At 65.2% G+C, this 18,902-nt stretch carries 20 protein-coding genes; 12 read left to right on the top strand and 8 right to left on the bottom strand.

What is annotated here, in order from left to right:
- Window positions 1-89 precede the first annotated feature (89 nt).
- The 8 genes from ACE37B_RS20260 (at window position 90) to ACE37B_RS20225 (ending at window position 7,892) form a co-directional block, all read left to right on the top strand.
- Complete coding sequence (locus ACE37B_RS20260; RefSeq protein ID WP_409925149.1) at window positions 90-944, top strand: DegV family protein; 855 nt, start codon at window positions 90-92, stop codon at window positions 942-944.
- Between the two features lie 91 nt (window positions 945-1,035).
- Window positions 1,036-3,174, top strand: a complete 2,139-nt coding sequence (locus ACE37B_RS20255) for a protein kinase domain-containing protein (protein ID WP_409925148.1) — start codon at window positions 1,036-1,038, stop codon at window positions 3,172-3,174.
- A 131-nt stretch (window positions 3,175-3,305) separates the two neighbouring features.
- Window positions 3,306-3,959 (top strand): RNA polymerase sigma factor, encoded by a 654-nt coding sequence (locus ACE37B_RS20250; RefSeq protein WP_409925147.1) that lies wholly within the window; start codon window positions 3,306-3,308, stop codon window positions 3,957-3,959.
- A complete protein-coding gene (locus ACE37B_RS20245) occupies window positions 3,956-5,044 on the top strand; it encodes an anti-sigma factor family protein (RefSeq protein WP_409925146.1) in 1,089 nt (362 codons plus the stop codon). The genes ACE37B_RS20250 and ACE37B_RS20245 overlap by 4 nt, the downstream gene beginning before the upstream one ends.
- A gap of 62 nt (window positions 5,045-5,106) precedes the next feature.
- Window positions 5,107-5,433 (top strand): hypothetical protein, encoded by a 327-nt coding sequence (locus tag ACE37B_RS20240; protein ID WP_409925145.1) that lies wholly within the window; start codon window positions 5,107-5,109, stop codon window positions 5,431-5,433.
- Between the two features lie 70 nt (window positions 5,434-5,503).
- Window positions 5,504-6,472 (top strand): thioredoxin-disulfide reductase, encoded by a 969-nt coding sequence (gene trxB, locus ACE37B_RS20235; RefSeq protein WP_409925144.1) that lies wholly within the window; start codon window positions 5,504-5,506, stop codon window positions 6,470-6,472.
- A gap of 110 nt (window positions 6,473-6,582) precedes the next feature.
- Window positions 6,583-6,915: a thioredoxin gene (trxA, locus tag ACE37B_RS20230; RefSeq protein WP_409925143.1), complete on the top strand. Its 333-nt coding sequence runs from the start codon at window positions 6,583-6,585 to the stop codon at window positions 6,913-6,915.
- Window positions 6,897-7,892 carry a peptidoglycan-binding protein gene (locus ACE37B_RS20225; protein WP_409925254.1) on the top strand — a complete coding sequence of 332 codons (996 nt, stop codon included), beginning with the start codon at window positions 6,897-6,899 and terminating at the stop codon, window positions 7,890-7,892. Before trxA ends, ACE37B_RS20225 begins: the two co-directional genes overlap by 19 nt.
- A gap of 310 nt (window positions 7,893-8,202) precedes the next feature.
- Here ACE37B_RS20225 and ACE37B_RS20220 read toward each other — a convergent pair whose 3' ends face one another.
- From ACE37B_RS20220 to rpmH, 8 genes are all read right to left on the bottom strand, one after another.
- On the bottom strand, window positions 8,203-9,138 hold the full coding sequence (locus ACE37B_RS20220; RefSeq protein WP_409925142.1) for a ParB/RepB/Spo0J family partition protein: 936 nt from the start codon (window positions 9,136-9,138) through the stop codon (window positions 8,203-8,205).
- Entirely contained in the window at window positions 9,122-9,967 is an 846-nt protein-coding gene (locus ACE37B_RS20215) for a ParA family protein (RefSeq protein WP_409925141.1), read from the bottom strand. Before ACE37B_RS20215 ends, ACE37B_RS20220 begins: the two co-directional genes overlap by 17 nt.
- A 337-nt stretch (window positions 9,968-10,304) precedes the next feature.
- Window positions 10,305-10,856: an RsmG family class I SAM-dependent methyltransferase gene (locus ACE37B_RS20210; protein WP_409925140.1), complete on the bottom strand. Its 552-nt coding sequence runs from the start codon at window positions 10,854-10,856 to the stop codon at window positions 10,305-10,307.
- Window positions 10,857-11,042: 186 nt separating this feature from the next.
- Entirely contained in the window at window positions 11,043-11,987 is a 945-nt protein-coding gene (gene jag, locus ACE37B_RS20205; RefSeq protein ID WP_409925139.1) for an RNA-binding cell elongation regulator Jag/EloR, read from the bottom strand.
- A gap of 38 nt (window positions 11,988-12,025) precedes the next feature.
- A complete protein-coding gene (locus tag ACE37B_RS20200; RefSeq protein ID WP_409925138.1) occupies window positions 12,026-13,222 on the bottom strand; it encodes a YidC/Oxa1 family membrane protein insertase in 1,197 nt (398 codons plus the stop codon).
- 3 nt (window positions 13,223-13,225) lie between these two features.
- Window positions 13,226-13,552, bottom strand: a complete 327-nt coding sequence (gene yidD, locus ACE37B_RS20195) for a membrane protein insertion efficiency factor YidD (RefSeq protein WP_409925137.1) — start codon at window positions 13,550-13,552, stop codon at window positions 13,226-13,228.
- A complete protein-coding gene (rnpA, locus tag ACE37B_RS20190) occupies window positions 13,552-13,869 on the bottom strand; it encodes a ribonuclease P protein component (protein ID WP_409925136.1) in 318 nt (105 codons plus the stop codon). Before rnpA ends, yidD begins: the two co-directional genes overlap by 1 nt.
- Window positions 13,866-14,006, bottom strand: coding sequence for a 50S ribosomal protein L34 (gene rpmH, locus ACE37B_RS20185; RefSeq protein ID WP_409925253.1), 141 nt, complete (start codon window positions 14,004-14,006; stop codon window positions 13,866-13,868). Before rpmH ends, rnpA begins: the two co-directional genes overlap by 4 nt.
- 443 nt (window positions 14,007-14,449) lie before the next feature.
- Here rpmH and dnaA point away from each other — a divergent pair, with 443 nt between their 5' ends.
- From dnaA to ACE37B_RS20165, 4 genes are all read left to right on the top strand, one after another.
- A complete protein-coding gene (gene dnaA / locus ACE37B_RS20180) occupies window positions 14,450-15,904 on the top strand; it encodes a chromosomal replication initiator protein DnaA (RefSeq protein WP_409925135.1) in 1,455 nt (484 codons plus the stop codon).
- 293 nt (window positions 15,905-16,197) lie between these two features.
- A complete protein-coding gene (dnaN, locus tag ACE37B_RS20175) occupies window positions 16,198-17,310 on the top strand; it encodes a DNA polymerase III subunit beta (protein ID WP_409925134.1) in 1,113 nt (370 codons plus the stop codon).
- A 33-nt stretch (window positions 17,311-17,343) separates the two neighbouring features.
- The gene (gene recF, locus ACE37B_RS20170; RefSeq protein ID WP_409925133.1) at window positions 17,344-18,477 is read left to right on the top strand and encodes a DNA replication/repair protein RecF; all 1,134 of its coding nucleotides are present in this window, start codon (window positions 17,344-17,346) and stop codon (window positions 18,475-18,477) included.
- 50 nt (window positions 18,478-18,527) lie between these two features.
- Window positions 18,528-18,830, top strand: coding sequence for a DciA family protein (locus tag ACE37B_RS20165; RefSeq protein WP_409925132.1), 303 nt, complete (start codon window positions 18,528-18,530; stop codon window positions 18,828-18,830).
- Window positions 18,831-18,902: the final 72 nt, after the last annotated feature.

The raw sequence follows: 18,902 nt of genomic DNA, 5'->3' as shown, positions 1-18,902 counted from the left end.
CTTGCCGGGCTACTTGCCGGGCTACTCACCGGCGACCGTGAGCGCTCGGCGGCGACCGTGAGCGCTCGGCGGCAGTAACCTGGCATCTCGTGACTTCCGTACGCATCGTGACCGACAGCGCCTGCGATCTGCCCGCCGAGGTGGCCGACGAACTCGGCATCGAGATCGTGCCGCTCAGCATCCGATTCGGGTCGGAAGAGTTCATCGATCGAGAACAGCTCACCGTCGCCGAGTTCTGGAGTCGGTGCGCGAACGCGTCGGAACTGCCGGAGACCGCCGCACCCGCTCCCGGACAGTTCGAAACCGTGTACCGCCGGCTCGCCGCGGAGGGCACCACGGGCATCGTCGTCGTCTCGCTGTCAGGTGCGCTGTCCGCGACCATCCAGAGCGCCGAGCTCGCCGCCCGCACGATCGCCGCCGACGACAGCGTCGACGTCGACATCCGCGTGGTCGACAGCCGCACCGTCACGCTGGGGATCGGAACGATCGCGCTCGCGAGCGCCCGAGCCGCCCGTGACGGCGCGACGGTCGACGAGGTCGAGGCGCTCGCGACCGATCTCGCCCAACGCACACGGGTGATCGGGGCCCTCGACACACTCGAGAACCTGAAGAAGGGCGGCCGGATCGGCAACGCAAAGGCGCTGCTGGCGACCGCACTGTCGATCAAGCCGATCATCGAGGTCGTCGACGGCATCGTCGAACAGGGCGGCAAGCAGCGCACCCGCTCCAAGGCGCTCAAGCACCTCGTCGACAAGGTCAGCAGCTACCAGGGGCGCATCGACGACCTCGCCGTCCTCCACGCCGACTGCTCCGACGTCGACGAGTTCGTCGAGATGTTGCAGCCGTTCTACGACGGCGAGATCGTGGTCGGCGAGATCGGCCCGGTCATCGGCAGCCACGGCGGACCGGGCACGATCGGCGTCGCGTTCCACGAACGCACCTGATCGCACCGCGCCGAACACCGGTCCCGCACGGCGTGTCTCGCCAAGATGCACTCGGATCGCCGCGAGGTCCAACTAGCTTTGTCGACGCCGTATGTCTGCGCCTTCTTCGACGATCATTGCCGGGCGCTATGAACTTCAGCGACGGCTCGCGCAAGGTGGAATGGCCGAAGTCTGGCTGGCGACCGACCTCACACTCGATCGTCGCGTCGCCGTCAAATGGCTGAAGCCGAGCCTCGCGACCGACGAGATCGTCGCCGAACGGTTCCGCCGAGAAGCCAAGGCAGCGGCCAGCCTCGACCACTCCAACATCGTCGCCGTGTACGACGTATTCGAACAGGACGGTCGCCAGGCGGTCGTGATGCAACTCGTCGACGGCAAGAGCTTGCGACAACTGCTCGACACCCAGAAGCGGCTCAGCCCCGAGCTCACCTGCCACATCGGGTCGGCCGTCGCCGCCGCGCTCGATCACGCGCATCAGGCCGGCTTCGTCCATCGTGACGTCAAGCCCGGCAACATCATGATCACGCCCGACGGGCGCGTGCTCCTCACCGACTTCGGTATCGCCAAGGGCCTCCACGGCGACTCCGGCGACGACCTGACGAGCGACAACATCATGATGGGCACGGCGAAGTACCTGTCGCCCGAACAGGTCCGCGGCAAGAAACTCGACGGACGCGCCGACCTGTACTCGCTCGGACTCGTCCTGTACGAGTGTCTCGCCGGGCGCGTGCCGTTTCTCGGCGAGTCCGATGCCGATACCGCCCTCGCCCGCCTCCAGCGCGATCCGACCGATCTCGCTCGACTACGGGCCACACTGCCGACCCGCCTCGTCAACGTCATCCACGATCTGCTGGCCCGCAACCCTGACCATCGCCCGTCGACGGGCGCCGAACTCATCGCTGAGCTCAAGGCCGCAGCCGCCGAAGGGCCACCCGAGATCGACGCCACGAACGACGAGCGGTCACCGGTCGCGCCATTCTCTGCCGGACGCCTCATGCGTGCGCCGTCCGATCTGCGCGGCCGTTCCAACGATCGTGGACGAGGCGCTCGCACACCGACGCCACCGCGCGGCAAGACGAAACGAAGTGAAGCGCCGAGTCGCCCGACGCGCCGACCGAACGATCGACGCGAACCGCCGCATCCGAGCATGCTCGGCTCCGAGCCGGCCAAGCCCGTACAGCCGATCGATCCGATCCTCAATTCCGGACGCGTCGCCATCCCGGGCGAGCCGCCACACATCACCGGGCGCACGCCGACGACGCCAGCCCCCACACCCGGCACCAAACCGACCACCAAACCGACCACACCGGGCACCAGCGCCGCAACCACACCCGCCACCTCGGTCACGTCTGGGCGCCACGACCGTGTCGCAGCCAGCGCCGCAACCGGTGTCGCCGAGGCCCGCCGTGCTGTCGCGGGCAGCGGTCGCGGCGCTGACGACACGCCGCCGAGCGGACACCCGCTGCGAGGCGCTCCAGCCAGAGAATTCGGCCAGCGCCATGCTCCATCGATGTTCGTCGTCGGTGGACTGATCATCGTGGCACTCGCCGTCGCCGCCGTGCTGTGGGCGACGCTGACCTTCGGTGGCGGTGAGTCCTCCGCGCCGACCACGGCCCTGCCGAACCAGGTCGAGCCGACCGCCGACGCAACCGGCACGGGCACGGGCACCGGCACCGGCACCGATACTGGCACTGAAGCCGGCACCGAGGCGTCTGCGCCAGCAGCCGACGCGGACACGGCGGACGTCGACGGGAGCGAGCCGACGATCGATCCGAGCGACGCCAGCATCATCGCAACGGCCACCTTCGACCCCGACGGCGATCTCCAGGAAGAAGACGCCACCCTCGAGTTCGTGACCGACGGTGATCCGTCGACCGATTGGCGCACGTCGTGTTACTCCAACGAGTTCATGGGTGCCAAGAACGGCGTCGGCATCGTCGTCAGCTTCGACACGCCGATTGCCCGTCCGTTGCGTGTCGACGTGGCCAGCAACAACTACATCGTGAACTTCTACGGTGCGGTCGGCAACGACGTCCCTGAGACCTTCGACGGGTGGGGCGACGAGTACGACAGCCAGTTCGGCAGCGAAGCGTCGGTGCTGACCTCGAACCTGCCGAGCCAACCGGTCGACCACGTGCTCGTCCTGCTCCAGCAACTCGGGCCCGACGACGGTTGCAGCGAGACGAACCCGTTCCGGGGCCGCATCTCCGAGATCTCCTTCGCCGACTGAGCCGCAACCAGCCCCAAGCGCTCGGCACTTCGCCACGGACTCGCCGCGCGCTGCCCTGCGCCCGACCCGGCGCAGGATGTCGACAATGCCGGTGCGGCTCGATCTCGGTTCGTTACAGTCGCCACATCGCTGTGCAGACCGACGACAACGAGCTGGTAGCAGCTGCGAGAGGCGGTGACCGCTTCGCGCTCGACCAGCTGTTGCGCCGCCACTACGACCGTGTCCACGCGATCACCACGCGCATCGCCGGCGGCACTCGTGACGCCGACGACGCGTGTCAAGAAGCGTTGATCAAGATTGTCCGGAACCTCGCCAACTTCGACGGTCGATCGTCGTTCGCAACGTGGGCGTACCGCATCGCCACCAACTCCGCGCTCGACGAACTGCGCAAGCGCAAACGTCGCCCCGGCCTCCACCTCGTCGACGACCACGACGACGAGCGTGGCGGTTCCAGCATCGACCCGGTCGACGAACTCGCCTCGATGCGCGTCGACGCCATCGCCGATCGGCTGTCGATCGATGCAGCGCTCGACGATCTCAGCGAAGAGTTCCGCGCCCCGGTGGTCCTGCGCGACGTCGGCGACCTCGACTACGCGGAGATCGCACAAGTGCTCGACCTACCGATCGGCACCGTCAAGTCGCGGATCGCCCGCGGTCGACGACAGCTGGCCGATCGGCTGCGCCTGGACGAGCTTCCCGACCTCGTTGCCGATGTGACATCCGAAACTCTGCGAGACACCGGGAACCGCGCAGCCGACTTCGAACGTCCAACCGATCTGACATGAGCGACACGACCGACGACCTCACGCCCGACGCCGACGCGTTGGTGAGCGCGTACCTCGATGGTGAGGTGACGCCCGAAGAACGCGCACTCGTGGAAGGCAACCCGGTGCTGCTGAGCGAGGTCGATCGGCTCCGCCAAGTGCGAGCCGTGATGGGAGCGGTCACCGAACCGCCGCCGATCTCCGTTCGTGAAGCCCACCTCGCTGCCGCGCTCGACGTGTGGGATCGCATGTCCGGCCCCGAGCGCCGCGGAGACGTCACACCCGGTTCGGGCGTCGACGCCGCCGCCGGAGCAGCCATTCACACGCCTGCACCCACCTCGCTGAACGCCCGACGCCGAAGCGGCGCGGGCTCGAGCAAGTGGCTGCTCGGAGCAGCCGCCGGACTCGTCGTCGTGGTCGGTGCCGGCGTGGTGCTCTCGAACCTCGAACTCGGCTCCTCCGACGACGACACCGCATCCGAGAGCCTCTCCGACGACCAGGCCGAACCGGCCAGCGAAGCCGACGCGGTGGCGAGCGACGCCGCCAACGAGATGGCCGGCGCGCCGAATGCCGAGGTCGCCCCGTTGGAGGTGGCGTCCGACGATGTCGAGTCCGAAGACGCCCGCACGACCGCCGACGACGCTGCGCTCGCAGACGAGCCAGCAGCTGCGACGGAGGCCGCCGAAGCGCCAGCCGAAGAACCAGCCGAAGAACCAGCTGACGAGGACGCGGCACCGTCCGGCGACGATCCTGCCGATGGTGGCATCGCACAGCCGCCGGGCAGCGAGCTCGAACTCACGCTGCTGCAGACCGACGATGAGCTCGCCGATTTCGGCGCGCTCGCCGCATATGCGCCGAGTGATCCAGCCGGCTCGGATCTCGACATCGAGCTCCCCTTCGCCACCTGTGACGACGAGTTCGCCGGGATCTTCGACTTCGACCCCTTCGCCGGCCCCGCCAGCTACGTCGGCAACGACGTGATCGTCGGCGTGGACCAGACCTCGTTGCCGGGACTCGTCGTCGCGTACACCTCCGACTGCGAAGTCGTCGCGGAGGTACCGCTCCCGACACGCGATGCCTTCGATTCACGCCGCTCCGGCGGCTGACCCGCTGGCTCCGATCGGGCACCTTGGCGTCACATCGGCGCGACGCGGCTAGCCTCGGCCACATGCCGGGCAATCCGCTGACCGATCCCAATTGGGCCGCCGACACGACCGACACCGTCGTGCGATTCGTCGACGGGGTGAAGTCGAAGACGACCAAGCCAGCGGTGCTCGCGGCGCGAGGCCTGGTCTTCGGCTTGCTCGCGGCGTTTCTCGGGCTGTTCGCCGTCGTGCTCCTGCTGATCGGACTCACCCGCGGTCTGCAAGCGGCCATCGAGCCGCTGACCAACCACGGTCGCTCGGTCTACATCAGCTATTTCATCGTCGGGGGATTACTCAGCATCGTCGGGTTGTTCCTCTTCAAGAAGCGCAACGCCGGAACGTCCAGCTGAATCGTCGTCCCCGGATGACCCTCGTCCGAGGGCACCGGACGCGCGTTGCTCGAACCAGGAAGCGAACCCCATGTCCGAGAACACCTTGTCTGCTGACGTCCGCGAAGTCGTCATCATCGGATCCGGCCCAGCCGGATTGACCGCCGCGATCTACACGGCTCGTGCGAGCCTCGCGCCGCTGCTGATCGAGGGCGAGCCGTCGTCCACGTCCGATCAGCCCGGTGGCCAACTCATGTTGACCACCGAAGTCGAGAACTTCCCCGGTTTCCCCGAGGGCGTCATGGGTCCCGACCTGATGGCTGACATGCGCGCGCAAGCAGCCCGTTTCGGCGCCGACATCGTCACCGACAAGGTCACGTCGGTCGATTTCTCGCAGCGACCGTTCACGATCACGACCCGCGAGTCGCAGTACCTCGCCAACGCCGTCATCGTCTCGACCGGCGCACAGTCGCTGATGCTCGGACTCGAGGCCGAGACGCGTCTCATCGGCTACGGGTTGTCGACGTGCGCGACCTGCGACGGCTTCTTCTTCCGCGGACAGAACATCGGCGTCGTCGGTGGCGGCGACTCGGCGGTCGAAGAGGCGACGTTCCTCACCAAGTTCGCCGACAAGGTCACCTTGATCGTGCGTCGTGACGAACTGCGTGCCTCGAAGATCATGCAGGACCGAGCGTTCAACAATCCCAAGATCGAGATCCTCTGGAACACGAGCGTCACCGACATTCTCGGCGACGACAAGGTCGCCGGAGTCACCACGATCGACAACGTCACCGGCGACACCGCAACGCTCGACATCACCGGCCTCTTCATCGCCATCGGCCACAAGCCCAACACCGACCTGTTCAGGGGTGTGCTCGACATGGACGAGGCGACCGGGTACCTGATCACGCGCCCTGACTCGACCTACACCAACGTGGCGGGGGTCTTCGCCTGCGGTGATGTCAAGGACTCGGTGTATCGCCAGGCGATCACCGCGGCTGGTAGCGGCTGTATGGCGGCCATCGACGCGGAGCGCTGGCTCGAAGATCAGCACGACTGATCCGCGCCGCGTGCCCGAACGGACCAGGCGGGCGCCGCTAGCCTGACGGGAGGGAATGCGTGCTCGATCCGCACGGTTGCACGAGACCGAACTTCCCGAAAGGAACCACCATGGCAAACGGCATCATCGATCTCTCCACGGCGACCTTCGACGAGGCGGTCAGCGGCTCATCGAAGCCGGTCATCGTCGACTTCTGGGCCGAATGGTGTGGTCCGTGCAAGAAGATCGCGCCGATCCTCGAAGAGATCGCCGGCGAACGCGACGACGTGTCCGTCGCCAAGCTCAATGTCGATGATCATCCCGACATCGCCATGAAGTTCAACGTCATGTCGATTCCGACGATGATCGTCTTCCAGGAAGGCGAAGTCGCCGGACGAGTCACTGGCGCACTCAGCAAGGGTGCCCTTCTCCAGGAGATCGACGGATTTCTCACTTCCCCCTGACCCGCGGCCAACGCGGCGAAGCGATCAGAGATCTACAGCGCCGCCTCGGTGCCGCCGGATTCGCTCCGGTCGGCGCCGAGGCGGGCTCGTTTTGCGTGTCGACCGCGGAGTCGCTCACGGCGTTCCAGCGCGCTCGTGGCCTCCATACGAGCGGCGATTGCGACGAGCACACGTGGCTGGCCCTGATCGAGGCCGGCTGGAGCCTCGGTGATCGCCTCCTCAAGCTCACCGCCCCCATGCTGCGCGGCGACGATGTCGCACAACTCCAGAATGCGCTGAACCGCATCGGCTTCGACTGTGGCCGACCCGACGGGATCTTCGGACCCGCGACCGGTCGCGCGCTCCACGACTTCCAACAGAACTCCGGGCTCGCCGTCGACGGGGTCTGCGGGACCCAGACCGTTCGGACGATCGAACTCGTCGGTCGACAGAGCGGTTCCGGACCCGGCGTCGCGTCGATTCGTGAGTCGGAGTCGTTCCGCGAGCTCAGCTCGATGTCGTCGCAGCGCATCGTGGTCGGCCAGTTCGGAGGTCTGTCGTCGATCGCGCGTTCGCTCGCTCGTGGGCTGCGTGAGACCGGCGCCACCGTCATGTCGACCGACGAGTACGAGGCGACCGCACAAGCTGCTGCAGCGAACCGTTTCGGTGCCACGGTCTACCTGGGATTCGAACCACGGGCCGACGCATGCACGGCCGTGTCGTACTTCGCGGTCCCGACCTTCGAGTCGATCGGTGGTCGCTCGCTCGCCACACACATCGTCGCCTCCCTCAGCGGTGTGCTCGCCTGCCCGCCGACCCTGACCGGCATGCGTCTGCCCGTGCTGCGTGAAACTCGTATGCCAGCGGTGCTCTGCGCACTCGGACCCATTCGCGAGGTCATCACGGCCTCGCAGGCGATCACCGACGCACTCGTCGCGGCGGTCAGTGCGTGGAGCCACGCTCCGATGCTCGGCGCCGACAGCGTCGACACGCCGTGATGCCCCTGTGACACCGCGCTCGATCGGTCAGACACGGTCTGACATCGCCTCCGACCCGGCGAAACATCGACGCTGACCTGGGACGTTACAGTTATCCACAACCTCATCCCCAGGTTGTGTGTTTCCTTCAACGTCATCTTCACGTCACCTCGCCGTAAGGCGTCGCTCGGTGTCGCGGTGGACGCACCACGCGCGAATCACCGACATCTTCTCGAATGAACAGCTGTCAACTCTCACCCTCACGCGCGAGGTTGGGTCATGGTCTCACGCGCGAGTCGAGGGACGCGACAACGGCACCCGTGTACAGGCGCTATGACGTCATCAGGCGGTAGATGCGCTCGAGATCCTCGAGGTCGGCGAAATCGACCACGACGCGGCCGCGCTGTGCGCCCAGCGTGACCGACACCCTCGTGGCCAAGTGTTCGGCGAGCAGATTCTCGAGCTCGAGCAGCCCCGGGGGACGCAACTTCGTCGCCGGCGTGAGGCCGGCGCCGTCAATGGTGCTCCCCGGCGACGAACCCCCGGTGTCCGGTGTCACGGCGCCGTCCGTCGATCCATCCGGTGCTGCGTCATCTCCACCGCGGACCGCCTGCTCGACAGCGCGTACCGACCAGCCTTCCGCGACCGCCTGGCGAGCCAACACCTCTTGCTGACTGCGATCAGGCGTACCAAGCAGCGCCCGAGCGTGGCCGGCTGACAACTGTCCGTCACTGAGTAGCGCTTGTACCGCTGGCGGTAGACCCAACAGGCGAATCGTGTTGGTGATCGCTGAGCGGCTCTTGCCGACACGCGTCGACAACTGATCGTGCGTCAGACCGAAGTCGTCCAGTAGTTGCTGATACGCAGCCGCTTCTTCCAGCGGGTTGAGGTCTTGACGATGCAAGTTCTCGACCAGCGCCTGCTCGACCGAGCTGAGATCACTGGTGACCCGGACGATGGCAGGAATGGTCGCCAGTCCAGCTCGTTGCGCCGCACGCCACCGTCGCTCGCCGGCGATCAACTCGTACCGACCCTCGCTGTCGAGCGGACGGACGAGAATTGGCTGCAACACGCCCATCTCGGCGATCGACGCCGCCAACTCGACCAGCGACGCCTCGTCGAAGTGCTCACGCGGCTGATTCGGGTTGGGTACGACCGCGGCGGTCGTGATGTCGACCAGCATGGCGTCGCTGCTCGCTCCCGCAACCGCTTCCTGCGGGATGAGCGAACTCAATCCCTTCCCGAGACCACTACGACGCGTCATCATGCACCTCCTTGGCGGCGTCGCGATAGGCAATGGCGCCTCGCGACCGTGGATCGAACGTCGTGATCGGTTGGCCGAATGACGGCGCTTCGGACAAGCGAACCGTCCGAGGGATCACCGAACGCAACACCTTGTCGCCAAAATGCTCACGCACCTCGGTGACCACCTGTTCGGCCAACTTCGTGCGAGCGTCGTACATCACACACAGAATCGTGCTCACGTCGAGTGACGGATTCAGGTTCCGCTTCACCAGGTCGACGTTGCGCAGCAACTGGCCGAGCCCTTCGAGCGCATAGTACTCGCACTGGATCGGTACCAAGACTTCTCGTGCGGCCGCAAGCCCGTTGACCGTCAGCAATCCCAGTGATGGGGGACAGTCGATGAGCACGTAGTCGTAGTCGTCGATGACTGCGTCGATCGCTCGCTTCAGACGCTGCTCTCGACTGAACGCCGGAACCAACTCGATCTCCGCACCAGCGAGGTCGAGTGACGCGGGTGCAACGAAGAGGTTGCGCACATCGGTGGGCTCGATCACGTTCTCCAACGGCTCGTCGTGCATCAGGACGTGATACATCGAATGCTCGAGCCCGCGATTCTCGATGCCGAGTCCCGTGGAAGCGTTGCCTTGCGGATCGAGATCGATGAGCAGCGTACGCAGGCCCATCTCTGCGAGTGCCGCCCCCAGATTCACCGTGGTCGTCGTCTTTCCGACGCCTCCCTTCTGGTTGGCGACCGCCATGATGCGCGGCAGTGCATGACCGGGCGCTGATGAACCTGATGATTCATCGGCAAGATGGGCTGGAGTGGATGATGTCGTGTCGTGATCGGACACCGAGACTCCCGTCGAACGTTGCCCGTGACGTCGGGCAGGAATGCGTCGCCCGTACTCTGCCTGATCGAGAACTCTGAGACAAGCATTTGCGCTCGGTTTCACGTGAAACACGCGGATATCCGTCACGCTCAGGTCGAGGCGCGGCGACACACGAGCCGATCGGTGAAGCTGGCGACGGGCCAGCGACGACCCCGCCGTAGCGAGCTGTTGGATCCTCGGCCAGGACCGAGCGCTACGGGCGTGACGGGTGCCGAATTCCGTCCGCTTCCCCGCAGCTCACCGGCGGGTGTGTTCCACGTGAAACATTGCGGCGACCCTCTGACCAGGGACGATGGGATCAACGGCGTCGAAAGACGGCAACGCCGGCCGGACCATCGACACGTTCGACACCAACCGAGCGGATGTCGTCTTCATTCCACCGATCACCTTGCGGTGGCTCGCTGATCACGATGCGACCATCCGGAACCACCAACCTCGCAGCAAGCGTCAGTGTCATCATCGGGGGCCCGAAGCCTCGGGCAATCACCGCGTCGAACGACGATGGGGAGTTCGAGATCACGGCCTGGACGTCGTAGGGGAGCACCGAGACGCGGTCGTCCAGTCGATAGCGCACCACCACCCGCTGCAAGACATCCGTGCGCTTCGTCCGACGATCGATCATCGAGATACGGAGATCGGGTCTGGCCGCGATGACGACAAAGCCTGGAACGCCACCCCCCGCACCGATGTCGGCAACGTGGCCCACCACACCGACCAGTGCGTCGACGAACGCCTGACTGTGCTCGATCACCTCTGGGATCGGACGGGGCCCGAGGAATCCCAATCGCTGACTCTCGGTGAGTACGGACTCGAGGTCACGCCCCGCAAACGTCGGTGTCGGGTCGTTCATGATCGCAGATCTTCGCAGGTTCCGCAGCCGGCTACCATGCTGGCGCATCGGAAGTCGGTGCGCCTGAAAACGACGAGAACCCGACCGTCGAACGGTCGGGCTCTCGCTTGCGGTGAGGTGAGGGGCTCCACCATCCTCACCGCACGGGCTACTACGTGACCATCACCGCAGGGGTGACTGGGTGACTCAATCGGGAACGACGACCACCCGGCGATTCGGATCATCGCCTTCCGAGCGGCTCCCCACTCCGTCTTCGTCGTTGAGCGCATCATGGATCACTTTGCGATCCGCCGACGACATGGGCTCGAGGGAACGTGCCACGCCCGATTCCCGAACCTGCGCCGCGACCTCGCCGGCGAAGCGAGTCAACGCCTCCGCCCGCCGCACGCGGTAGCCCGCGACATCGACACGCAGGCGCGTCTCGTGGTCGCCGAGACGCCGCTGCGCCGACACTCGCGCCAGATCCTGGATGGCGTTGAGCGTCCGACCGCCGGGGCCGACCAGCAGCCCGAGCCCGTCACCGGAGACCCGAACGTCGAGTTCGGTCTCGTCGATCTCGAGTTCCGTGGTGCCCTGCGCACCAAATGCTGCGACCAGGCCGTCCATGAACACCACCGCGGCGTCCCCGACCTCTTGCGGAGACACGTCCGACTGCTCTTCTTCACCCATTTTCGGCTCCTGCCTGTTGTTTCGTGATCGGTTGGCCCCGCCGCCTCGCTGGCGCTCCGCGGTGGAGCCGGAGTTCTTGGCAGACCCTCGGCCCCGCGCCGACGAGCGACTGGTCGACGCATCGTCGTTCGACACCGTTGTCTCGTCGGCTGTCGATCCAGTGACGGCCTCCTCACCACCGACCTCGGCGGGCGTGCTCGACGCCGCCTCGTTCGACGATCCCTTCGTTGCACCCGACGTGCGGTCCTTGCTGGACTTACGCCGACGCTCGGCCTTCGGTCGCACCTGGGCGGGCTTGATTCGGGCACGAACCCTCGCTTCGCCTCGCGTCCGACCGAACAAGCCCTGCTTGGGCTCCTCCACGATCTCGAATTCCGCTTCGTCAGCGGCAACACCCAGTTGGTCCAGTGCCGCGGACTTCGCATCGTCGACGCTCTTCGCGGTCGTTTCGACCCACTCCATACTTGCCTACTCTCTTCTCGATCTGAACGCTGCTGCGTTCAGCGCTTGTTCTTGCCCGAAGGTGGGCGTGTTGATTTCGTCGGCTTCGATGCCTTCGATTTGGACGGCTTGGCGCGACTCGCCTGCGCCTGCTGGCGGGTTGGCGTCGGACGACCCTTGCCACCACCCGATCCAGCGCCGTCACCTCCAGTCGAGGAACCCGTTGATTTCGTCGGCTTCGTCGGCTTCGTCGGCTTGGTGGACGTCGGTCGGTTCTTCGGCGGGGTCACCCGCTTGCTCTGCGCGCCCGGACGAGCCTTGGGCGGTGCACTCTTGTCATCGCTGGCGTTGTCACGGCCGCCGGCCAGATCGCGCTTGATCTGGCCGAACATGCCGCCCGACTCGCCGTTCTTCTTGGCTTCGTCGCGGGCCGCTTCGCTCGCCCGCTGCGCCTGCCGCCCCAGCGACTCGTCGCCTCCGTAGAACTTTCGGGTGACGTAGTACTGCTGCAAGATCCGAAGGAGTGTCTGGAAGATGTAGTAGATGACCAGCGCCGTGAGAAAGAAGATCTGGAACACGGCGAACACGACCGGCAGGTACTGCATCACCTTCTGCTGGGTCGGCGACATCGTCGGCGACATCGTCGCTCGTGCTGCCACCATCCGCTGTTGGGCGAAGTACAACGCGCCGAGCAGCACCACCAGGCCGGCGTACACCAGGCCGGTCAGCGGGTTGTTCGTGATCGCGTCGAATGGGGTGAGGGAGAAGTCGAGCCCCAGCTCAGGGATGTCGAACTTGTCGTAGAGGTCGTCGAAGATCGCCGAGTCGATTGACTGATAACGCGGCACGAACCCCGGGTCGGGTTCGGTTTGACCCAACGCCCGCAGCGTGGCATCGGCAATGGGATTGGCGTCACCACGCGGCGTGTACGTGAGGCCACGCAGCACGCGGAACATGACGATGAACACGGGCATCTGCGCAAAGATCGGCAGACACGACGACATGGGGTTGACCTTGTGCTCTTGGTAGAGCTTCATCATCTCTTCGTTGAGCTTTTGGCGATCGTTGCGGTGCTCGTTCTGCAACCGGCGCATCTCGGGCGCGATCTTCTGCATCTCGAGCATGCCTTTGGTGCTCTTCAGCGTCAGCGGGGTCGTGATCGCCATGACGATCACGGCCATCAACGCGATCGCGATCGTGTAGCTCCCGGTCAAGCCGAAGAACCACGACAACAACGCGGCGGGTAACTCGAACATGATTCAGCAGTCCTTACAGTCAGGGTGATCGGCGTGATGTTCGCGAGCATCGACACCATCGAATGGCGTGCCGTGAACAGCAGCCGGGGGTTCGGGCACCGGATCGAATCCCGAGGGACCGAACGGTCGACAACGCAACAGCCGACGAAGCGTCAGCCAACTCGCACGGCGAGTGCCGTGGATCTCGAACGCTTCGTACGCATACGCCGAACACGAGGGAGTAAAGCGGCACGGCGACGGCCGTCCCTCTCGCACGACCTGGTACCAACGGATCGCAGCAAGCGCACGGCGACGGGCCCATGTCTCGTCCGGCGTCACCGTGTCCGGCATCACCGGTTCGCCCGACTGAGCAGTAGGTCCAGCAGGGAGCGAAGATCGGCGAACGAGAGTTCGACGACGGGCTGGCGGACGCCGAACAACCAGAGTCCCGGTGCCAGTTCGGACTCGGCGAGCAATGCTCGAAGTCGACGACGAATCAGATTGCGGGTCACGGCATTGCCGATGGCGCGCGAAATGGCGAACGCCACACAGGGCGTCGTCATCGATGGATCGTGAACGTACGTACACCAGAGAGGATCGACTCGCGTCCGGCGTCCCTCGCGGCGAAGCCGCTCGAACTCGTGCCGAGAGCGAATCCGACCGATCAAGCGGACAGACGAGCGCGACCCTTGTCGCGGCGCGACTTGAGCACGGCACGGCCGGCGCGTGTGCTCATCCGTGCGCGAAAGCCGTGCTTCTTCGAGCGGCGGCGGTTGTTGGGCTGAAAGGTGCGCTTCACGTGAATCTCCGAGACTTGTTCATCATGGACGAACGACGACCCCGGGTCGGGGCGACCATCATTCGCATCATCAGGCGCTGCTCGAGTTCGTAGGCGCAGCCGACACTGACGCATCCGCGTCGCAGATGCGCGCGCCAGGCTACGCCATCGCGGGAGTCGGGCCAACACGCGTCGCCACGCGCGCGCGAACGCGCCGAACCATCGGTCCTCGTCACGTCGAGCGACACGTGACGATGATCCCGATACGGGCCGAGCGTCATCGTCAAACGACAGGGATGTAAGTTACCCACAGGCTGAGTCGGTGCACATCACCCCAGCGTACGGGCAACATTTTCGCGAGTTTTCATGCTCTCCGTGCCGTGGTATGTTCTCATGCTCGTGTCGGACCGGATGATGTCCACACGCTGTGGACAAAGCTGTGGAGTGACCGAGGGATTTGATGTGAGCGCATGCCGGTGACCGAAGCTGACGACGTCTGGACGCAGGTTTCCCTCGCGTTGCGTCTGCAACTCGCCGAGAGCGTGTGGTTCTCCACGTTCCAGGACGTGAAGCCACTCAGTGTCGATCCCGTCACCCTGCGCCTGCTCGCACCGAGTGCGTACGTCCGCGATCGGATCATGAAGCGGTACCTACCGCTGATCACCGACGCGCTCGAAGACGTCGGTCAACCTCCCCGCACGATCGAGATCGACGTCCACGCCGAGCAGGCATCCAACGACGACGACGTACACCACTCGACCCTCGCCGACCGAAGCGACCGTCATGACCGTCACGACCGTCACGACCGTCACGACCTCACCGACACCACGTGGAACGGCGAGGCAGCATCCGGTGCCGCGGCGATGTCCGGTCCTGATGACGAGCGCGACCTCGCCCTCGGCGACGCCGGGCTCAGCTCCGACTACTCCTTCGAGACCTTCGTCAAGGGCGCCTCCAATCAGTTCGCGCTCGCCGCGGCACTGCGCGTCGCGGAAACCCCGGCACGCAGCTACAACCCGCTGTTCATCTACGGATCCGCTGGGCTCGGCAAGACCCATCTGCTCTACGCGATCGGTCACTACGTCCATTCGAACTATCGCCATCACCGGATTCGCTACGTCTCGACCGAGACGTTCATGAACGAGTACGTCGAGTCGATCCGCCAGAACACGACCAATCTGCTGCGCCAGCGCTACCGCGACATCGATGTCTTGCTGATGGACGACATCCAGTTCATCGCCAACAAAGAAGGGCTTCAAGAGGAGTTCTTCCACACGTTCAACGCCTTACATGGTGCGAACAAGCAGATCGTCATCAGCTCCGACCGCATGCCCGACGCGATCCCCACGCTGGAAGAACGTCTGCGGAGCCGGTTCAAGTGGGGCCTCATCACCGACATCCAGCCACCCGATGTCGAGACGCGTCTGGCGATCTTGCGGAACAAGGCCGAGCGTGAAGCCGTCGACGTGCCCGCCGAGGCGCTCGAGTTCATCGCACAGAACATCTCGACCAACATCCGCGAGCTCGAAGGCGCGCTGGTGCGAGTCATGGCCTTCGCCAGTCTGAGCCGCCAACCCATCACGAGCGAGTTGGTCCAGAACCAACTCGCCGACCTGCTCACCTTGAGCCAGCCCAAGCACCGCACCGACGAAGAGTTGCTTCAGAAGATCGCCGACATCCTGCGCTTCGACGTCGAGGCACTCAAGGGCAAGAGCCGCCAACGGCCCCTCGTAACCGCCCGTCAGATCGCGATGTACGTGTTCCGCGATCTGACCGACCTCAGCTATCCGGCGATCGCTCGGCTGTTCGGCGGACGCGATCACACCACCGTGATCCACGCCAACGACAAGATTCAGCGCCTGATGAAGGAGCGCAAGGAGATCTACGACCAGGTCACCGCGCTCATCAAGCAACTCAAGGCCTGACATGACCGCCGAACACCTGTTGAGCCGTCACCTGTTGAACGAGACACTGCCCGAACACACGCGCGGTGGACACGTCGGGGGACGCGAGGCGGACATCGCCCGTCGCATCGGGGGACAACTCGCGGTCGTCCACCGAATCACATCGCTGTCAGATGGAACCTGGGGATGACCCGCCATCCCATGTGGACGGACGCGAGCGCCGTACGCTGCACCAACGCGGGTTGTCCCCAATCCACAGCCCCTACTACTTCTATTGTCTTTGAAACATCCATGCATGAGGAGAAGTGCCCACTGTGAAGTTTCGTTGCGAACGTGACGTTCTGGCCGACGCCGTCGGTTCAGCTGGCCGTGCGGCCACCAACCGCTCGGGCACCCTCCCTGTGCTCTCGGGCGTTCGAATGGAGGTCGTCGGTGATGTGCTCACCGTGACCGGCACCGACCTCGAGCTCACGATCAAACTCAGCGTCGACGTCGGTGGGGAGCAAGACGGTGCGGCGGTCGTCCCGGGTCGTCTCGTCGGCGACATCGTGAAAGCACTGCCCGCAGGAGCTGTCGAAGTATCCCTTGACGCGTCCGACGTCACGGGGAGCTCGGAGATGTCGATCAGCGCCGGCCGCTCGCAGTTCTCCGTGCGGCCACTGTCGCTCGAGGACTACCCCGCGCAGGCCGAGCCGGCCGGTGACGCGGTGACCCTCGCGGCAGCGACGGTCAGCGACGCGCTGCGTCAGGTCGTGCGGGCCGCGTCGACCGACGATGCGCGAGCGGTGCTCACCGGTGTGTTGCTCGCGTCCGAAGACGAAGGTGTCCGCCTCGTCGCGACCGACTCGTACCGCCTGGCCGTGCGCGATCTGCCCGACTCGGCGGTGCTCGCCTCGGGCCAGAAGGTGCTGATCCCCGGTCGAGCGCTCAATGAGTTGCAACGACTGATGGGCGACACCGAGGAACTGACCGTTCGCTTCGGCGAGCGCGAAGCCACCTTCGAGATCGGCTCGACCCGATTGACGACTCGTTTGATCGAAGGTGAATTCCCGAACTATCGGAATCTGTTGCCGTCGAGCTATCCGAATCTGCTCACCGTGAGCAAGGCGTCGATGCTCGAAGCGATTCGTCGCGTGAAGATCCTCGCTCAGGACTCCACGCCGGTGCGATTGACCCTCGGTGGCGAAACCGTGCAGTTGACCGCGATCACCCAAGACGTCGGCAACGCAGCCGAGGAGATCGACGCCAGCTACGACGGTGCCGAGATGACGGTGGCGTTCAACCCCGACTACCTCGCTGCTGGCATCGACGCGATCGATGCCGACGACGTGACGCTCGCGACGATGGACCCGATGAAGCCCGCCGTGCTTCGCGGCGCCGGACAGGACGACTACCTGTACCTGCTGATGCCGGTCCGTGTTCCCTGAGCGACAGACTGGGTCTGACCCACTCTGTCGCGCATGATCGTCTCTCGGCTGGAACTCCTCGACTACCGGAACTACCGGTCGGGGACGTTCGAGTTGACCGCCGGCACCACGGCGATCATCGGCGACAACGGGCACGGCAAGACCAACCTGGCAGAGGCGCTGGCGTACCTCGCGACACTGTCGAGTTTCCGTGGAGCACCGACTGACGCGCTGATCCGAGTCGGTGCCGACCAGGCGGTCATCCGTGCCACGGTGCGCCACGACGATGGCCGTGAGTCTCTCGTCGAAGCCGAGCTCTCCTCGGTGGGCCGCCATCGTGTGCAGGTCAACAAGCAACGTCTCAAGCGGGGGCGTGATCTTCTCGGCACGATTCGAGTCACGGTGTTCTCACCTGACGATCTGATCATCGTCAAAGGTGGCCCGGGTGAACGCCGACGATTTCTCGACGACACCCTGGTTGCGCTGGCGACGAAGTACGACGCGATCCGCCTCGAGATCGACCGCATCGTCAAACAGCGCAACACGTTGTTGAAGCAAGCGCAAAAGGCCGGACACCGAGCTGATCACCTTCCTGACGACATCTCGATCACTCTCGACGTGTGGGACGCGAAGTTCGTCGAGATCGCTGATCAGTTCGGTTACGCCCGCGCGACGTTGGTCGCTCGCCTGGCTCCGATGGTCCAGGAGGCGTACGAGCAGTTGGCGAGCGAAACGTCGCCGATCGAGTTGCGGTATGAGCCGCAGTGGCGTCAGCGCGGGCTCGGCGTCGCGCTGCGCGAGGCGCGCGAGATCGACCTCCGGCGTGGTGTGTCGACCGTGGGTCCCCATCGCGACGAACTCGCGCTGTCGATCAACGGCTTGCCGTCGCGGACTCATGCGTCGCAGGGCGAACAGCGAACGCTGACGCTCGCCTTGCGCCTCGCTGCACATCGCCTCGTGACGGAGCGCACGTCGAGCGCGCCGGTCCTCGTCCTCGACGACGTGCTGTCCGAACTCGACGACGGTCGAGCCACCGCGCTCCTCGATCACCTTCCCGACGGCCAGATCGTGATCACCACCGCCAGCGAACTCCCACCGGCCGCACGCGCCGACCGCATCGTCCGCGTCAAGGCTGGCGAGGTGGTCGACGACCAGCCACCGAACGACTCGCTACGTGGCGAGGCGTAGCGGTTGGTGTCTGTGACACGAACCGTGACGCCTCCGATTACGGTGGCGGGGTGGTCGAACCCGTTCCGATCTCGAGTTCGCTCGACAACATCGTGCGATCGTTGCGTGGCACCGATCGGGTGCAATTGGGCGGATTGTTCAGCCGCTGGGAGGACGCGGTGGGGGAGCAGATCGCTGCTCACGTCAAGCCGATCAAGCTCGACAACTCGACGTTGCTCGTCGAAGCCGACGAAGCCGCCTGGGCGACCCAGGTCAAGTTCTTGAGCGAGACGATCATCAGCCGTCTCCATGAGGTGGCCGGCGTCGAGGTCGAACGCATCGACGTGCGCGTCAAGTCCGCCCGCCGTCGCTGACAGCGCCCGAAGTGTGAGCCCTCCGCGCCGACATCGACGCAGAGCCTTCACGGTTCGACGGCGATCCGGTAG

This window comes from Ilumatobacter sp., from assembly GCF_046290335.1.
Lineage (GTDB): Bacteria > Actinomycetota > Acidimicrobiia > Acidimicrobiales > Ilumatobacteraceae > Ilumatobacter_A.
The sequence above is the reverse complement of the archived record's forward strand: the minus strand, read 5'-3'. Positions and strand labels throughout refer to the sequence as shown.

Excerpts from the sequence above, each read along its gene's own strand:
- recF (WP_409925133.1), top strand. The coding sequence starts at position 17,344 with ATGATCGTCTCTCGGCTGGAACTCCTCGACTACCGGAACTACCGGTCG.
- trxA (WP_409925143.1), top strand. The coding sequence starts at position 6,583 with ATGGCAAACGGCATCATCGATCTCTCCACGGCGACCTTCGACGAGGCG.
- ACE37B_RS20240 (WP_409925145.1), top strand. The coding sequence starts at position 5,107 with ATGCCGGGCAATCCGCTGACCGATCCCAATTGGGCCGCCGACACGACC.
- ACE37B_RS20255 (WP_409925148.1), top strand. The coding sequence starts at position 1,036 with ATGTCTGCGCCTTCTTCGACGATCATTGCCGGGCGCTATGAACTTCAG.
- ACE37B_RS20210 (WP_409925140.1), bottom strand. The coding sequence starts at position 10,856 with ATGAACGACCCGACACCGACGTTTGCGGGGCGTGACCTCGAGTCCGTA.
- ACE37B_RS20245 (WP_409925146.1), top strand. The coding sequence starts at position 3,956 with ATGAGCGACACGACCGACGACCTCACGCCCGACGCCGACGCGTTGGTG.
- yidD (WP_409925137.1), bottom strand. The coding sequence starts at position 13,552 with ATGCCGGACACGGTGACGCCGGACGAGACATGGGCCCGTCGCCGTGCG.
- ACE37B_RS20200 (WP_409925138.1), bottom strand. The coding sequence starts at position 13,222 with ATGTTCGAGTTACCCGCCGCGTTGTTGTCGTGGTTCTTCGGCTTGACC.
- trxB (WP_409925144.1), top strand. The coding sequence starts at position 5,504 with ATGTCCGAGAACACCTTGTCTGCTGACGTCCGCGAAGTCGTCATCATC.
- jag (WP_409925139.1), bottom strand. The coding sequence starts at position 11,987 with ATGGAGTGGGTCGAAACGACCGCGAAGAGCGTCGACGATGCGAAGTCC.
- dnaA (WP_409925135.1), top strand. The coding sequence starts at position 14,450 with ATGCCGGTGACCGAAGCTGACGACGTCTGGACGCAGGTTTCCCTCGCG.
- ACE37B_RS20220 (WP_409925142.1), bottom strand. The coding sequence starts at position 9,138 with ATGATGACGCGTCGTAGTGGTCTCGGGAAGGGATTGAGTTCGCTCATC.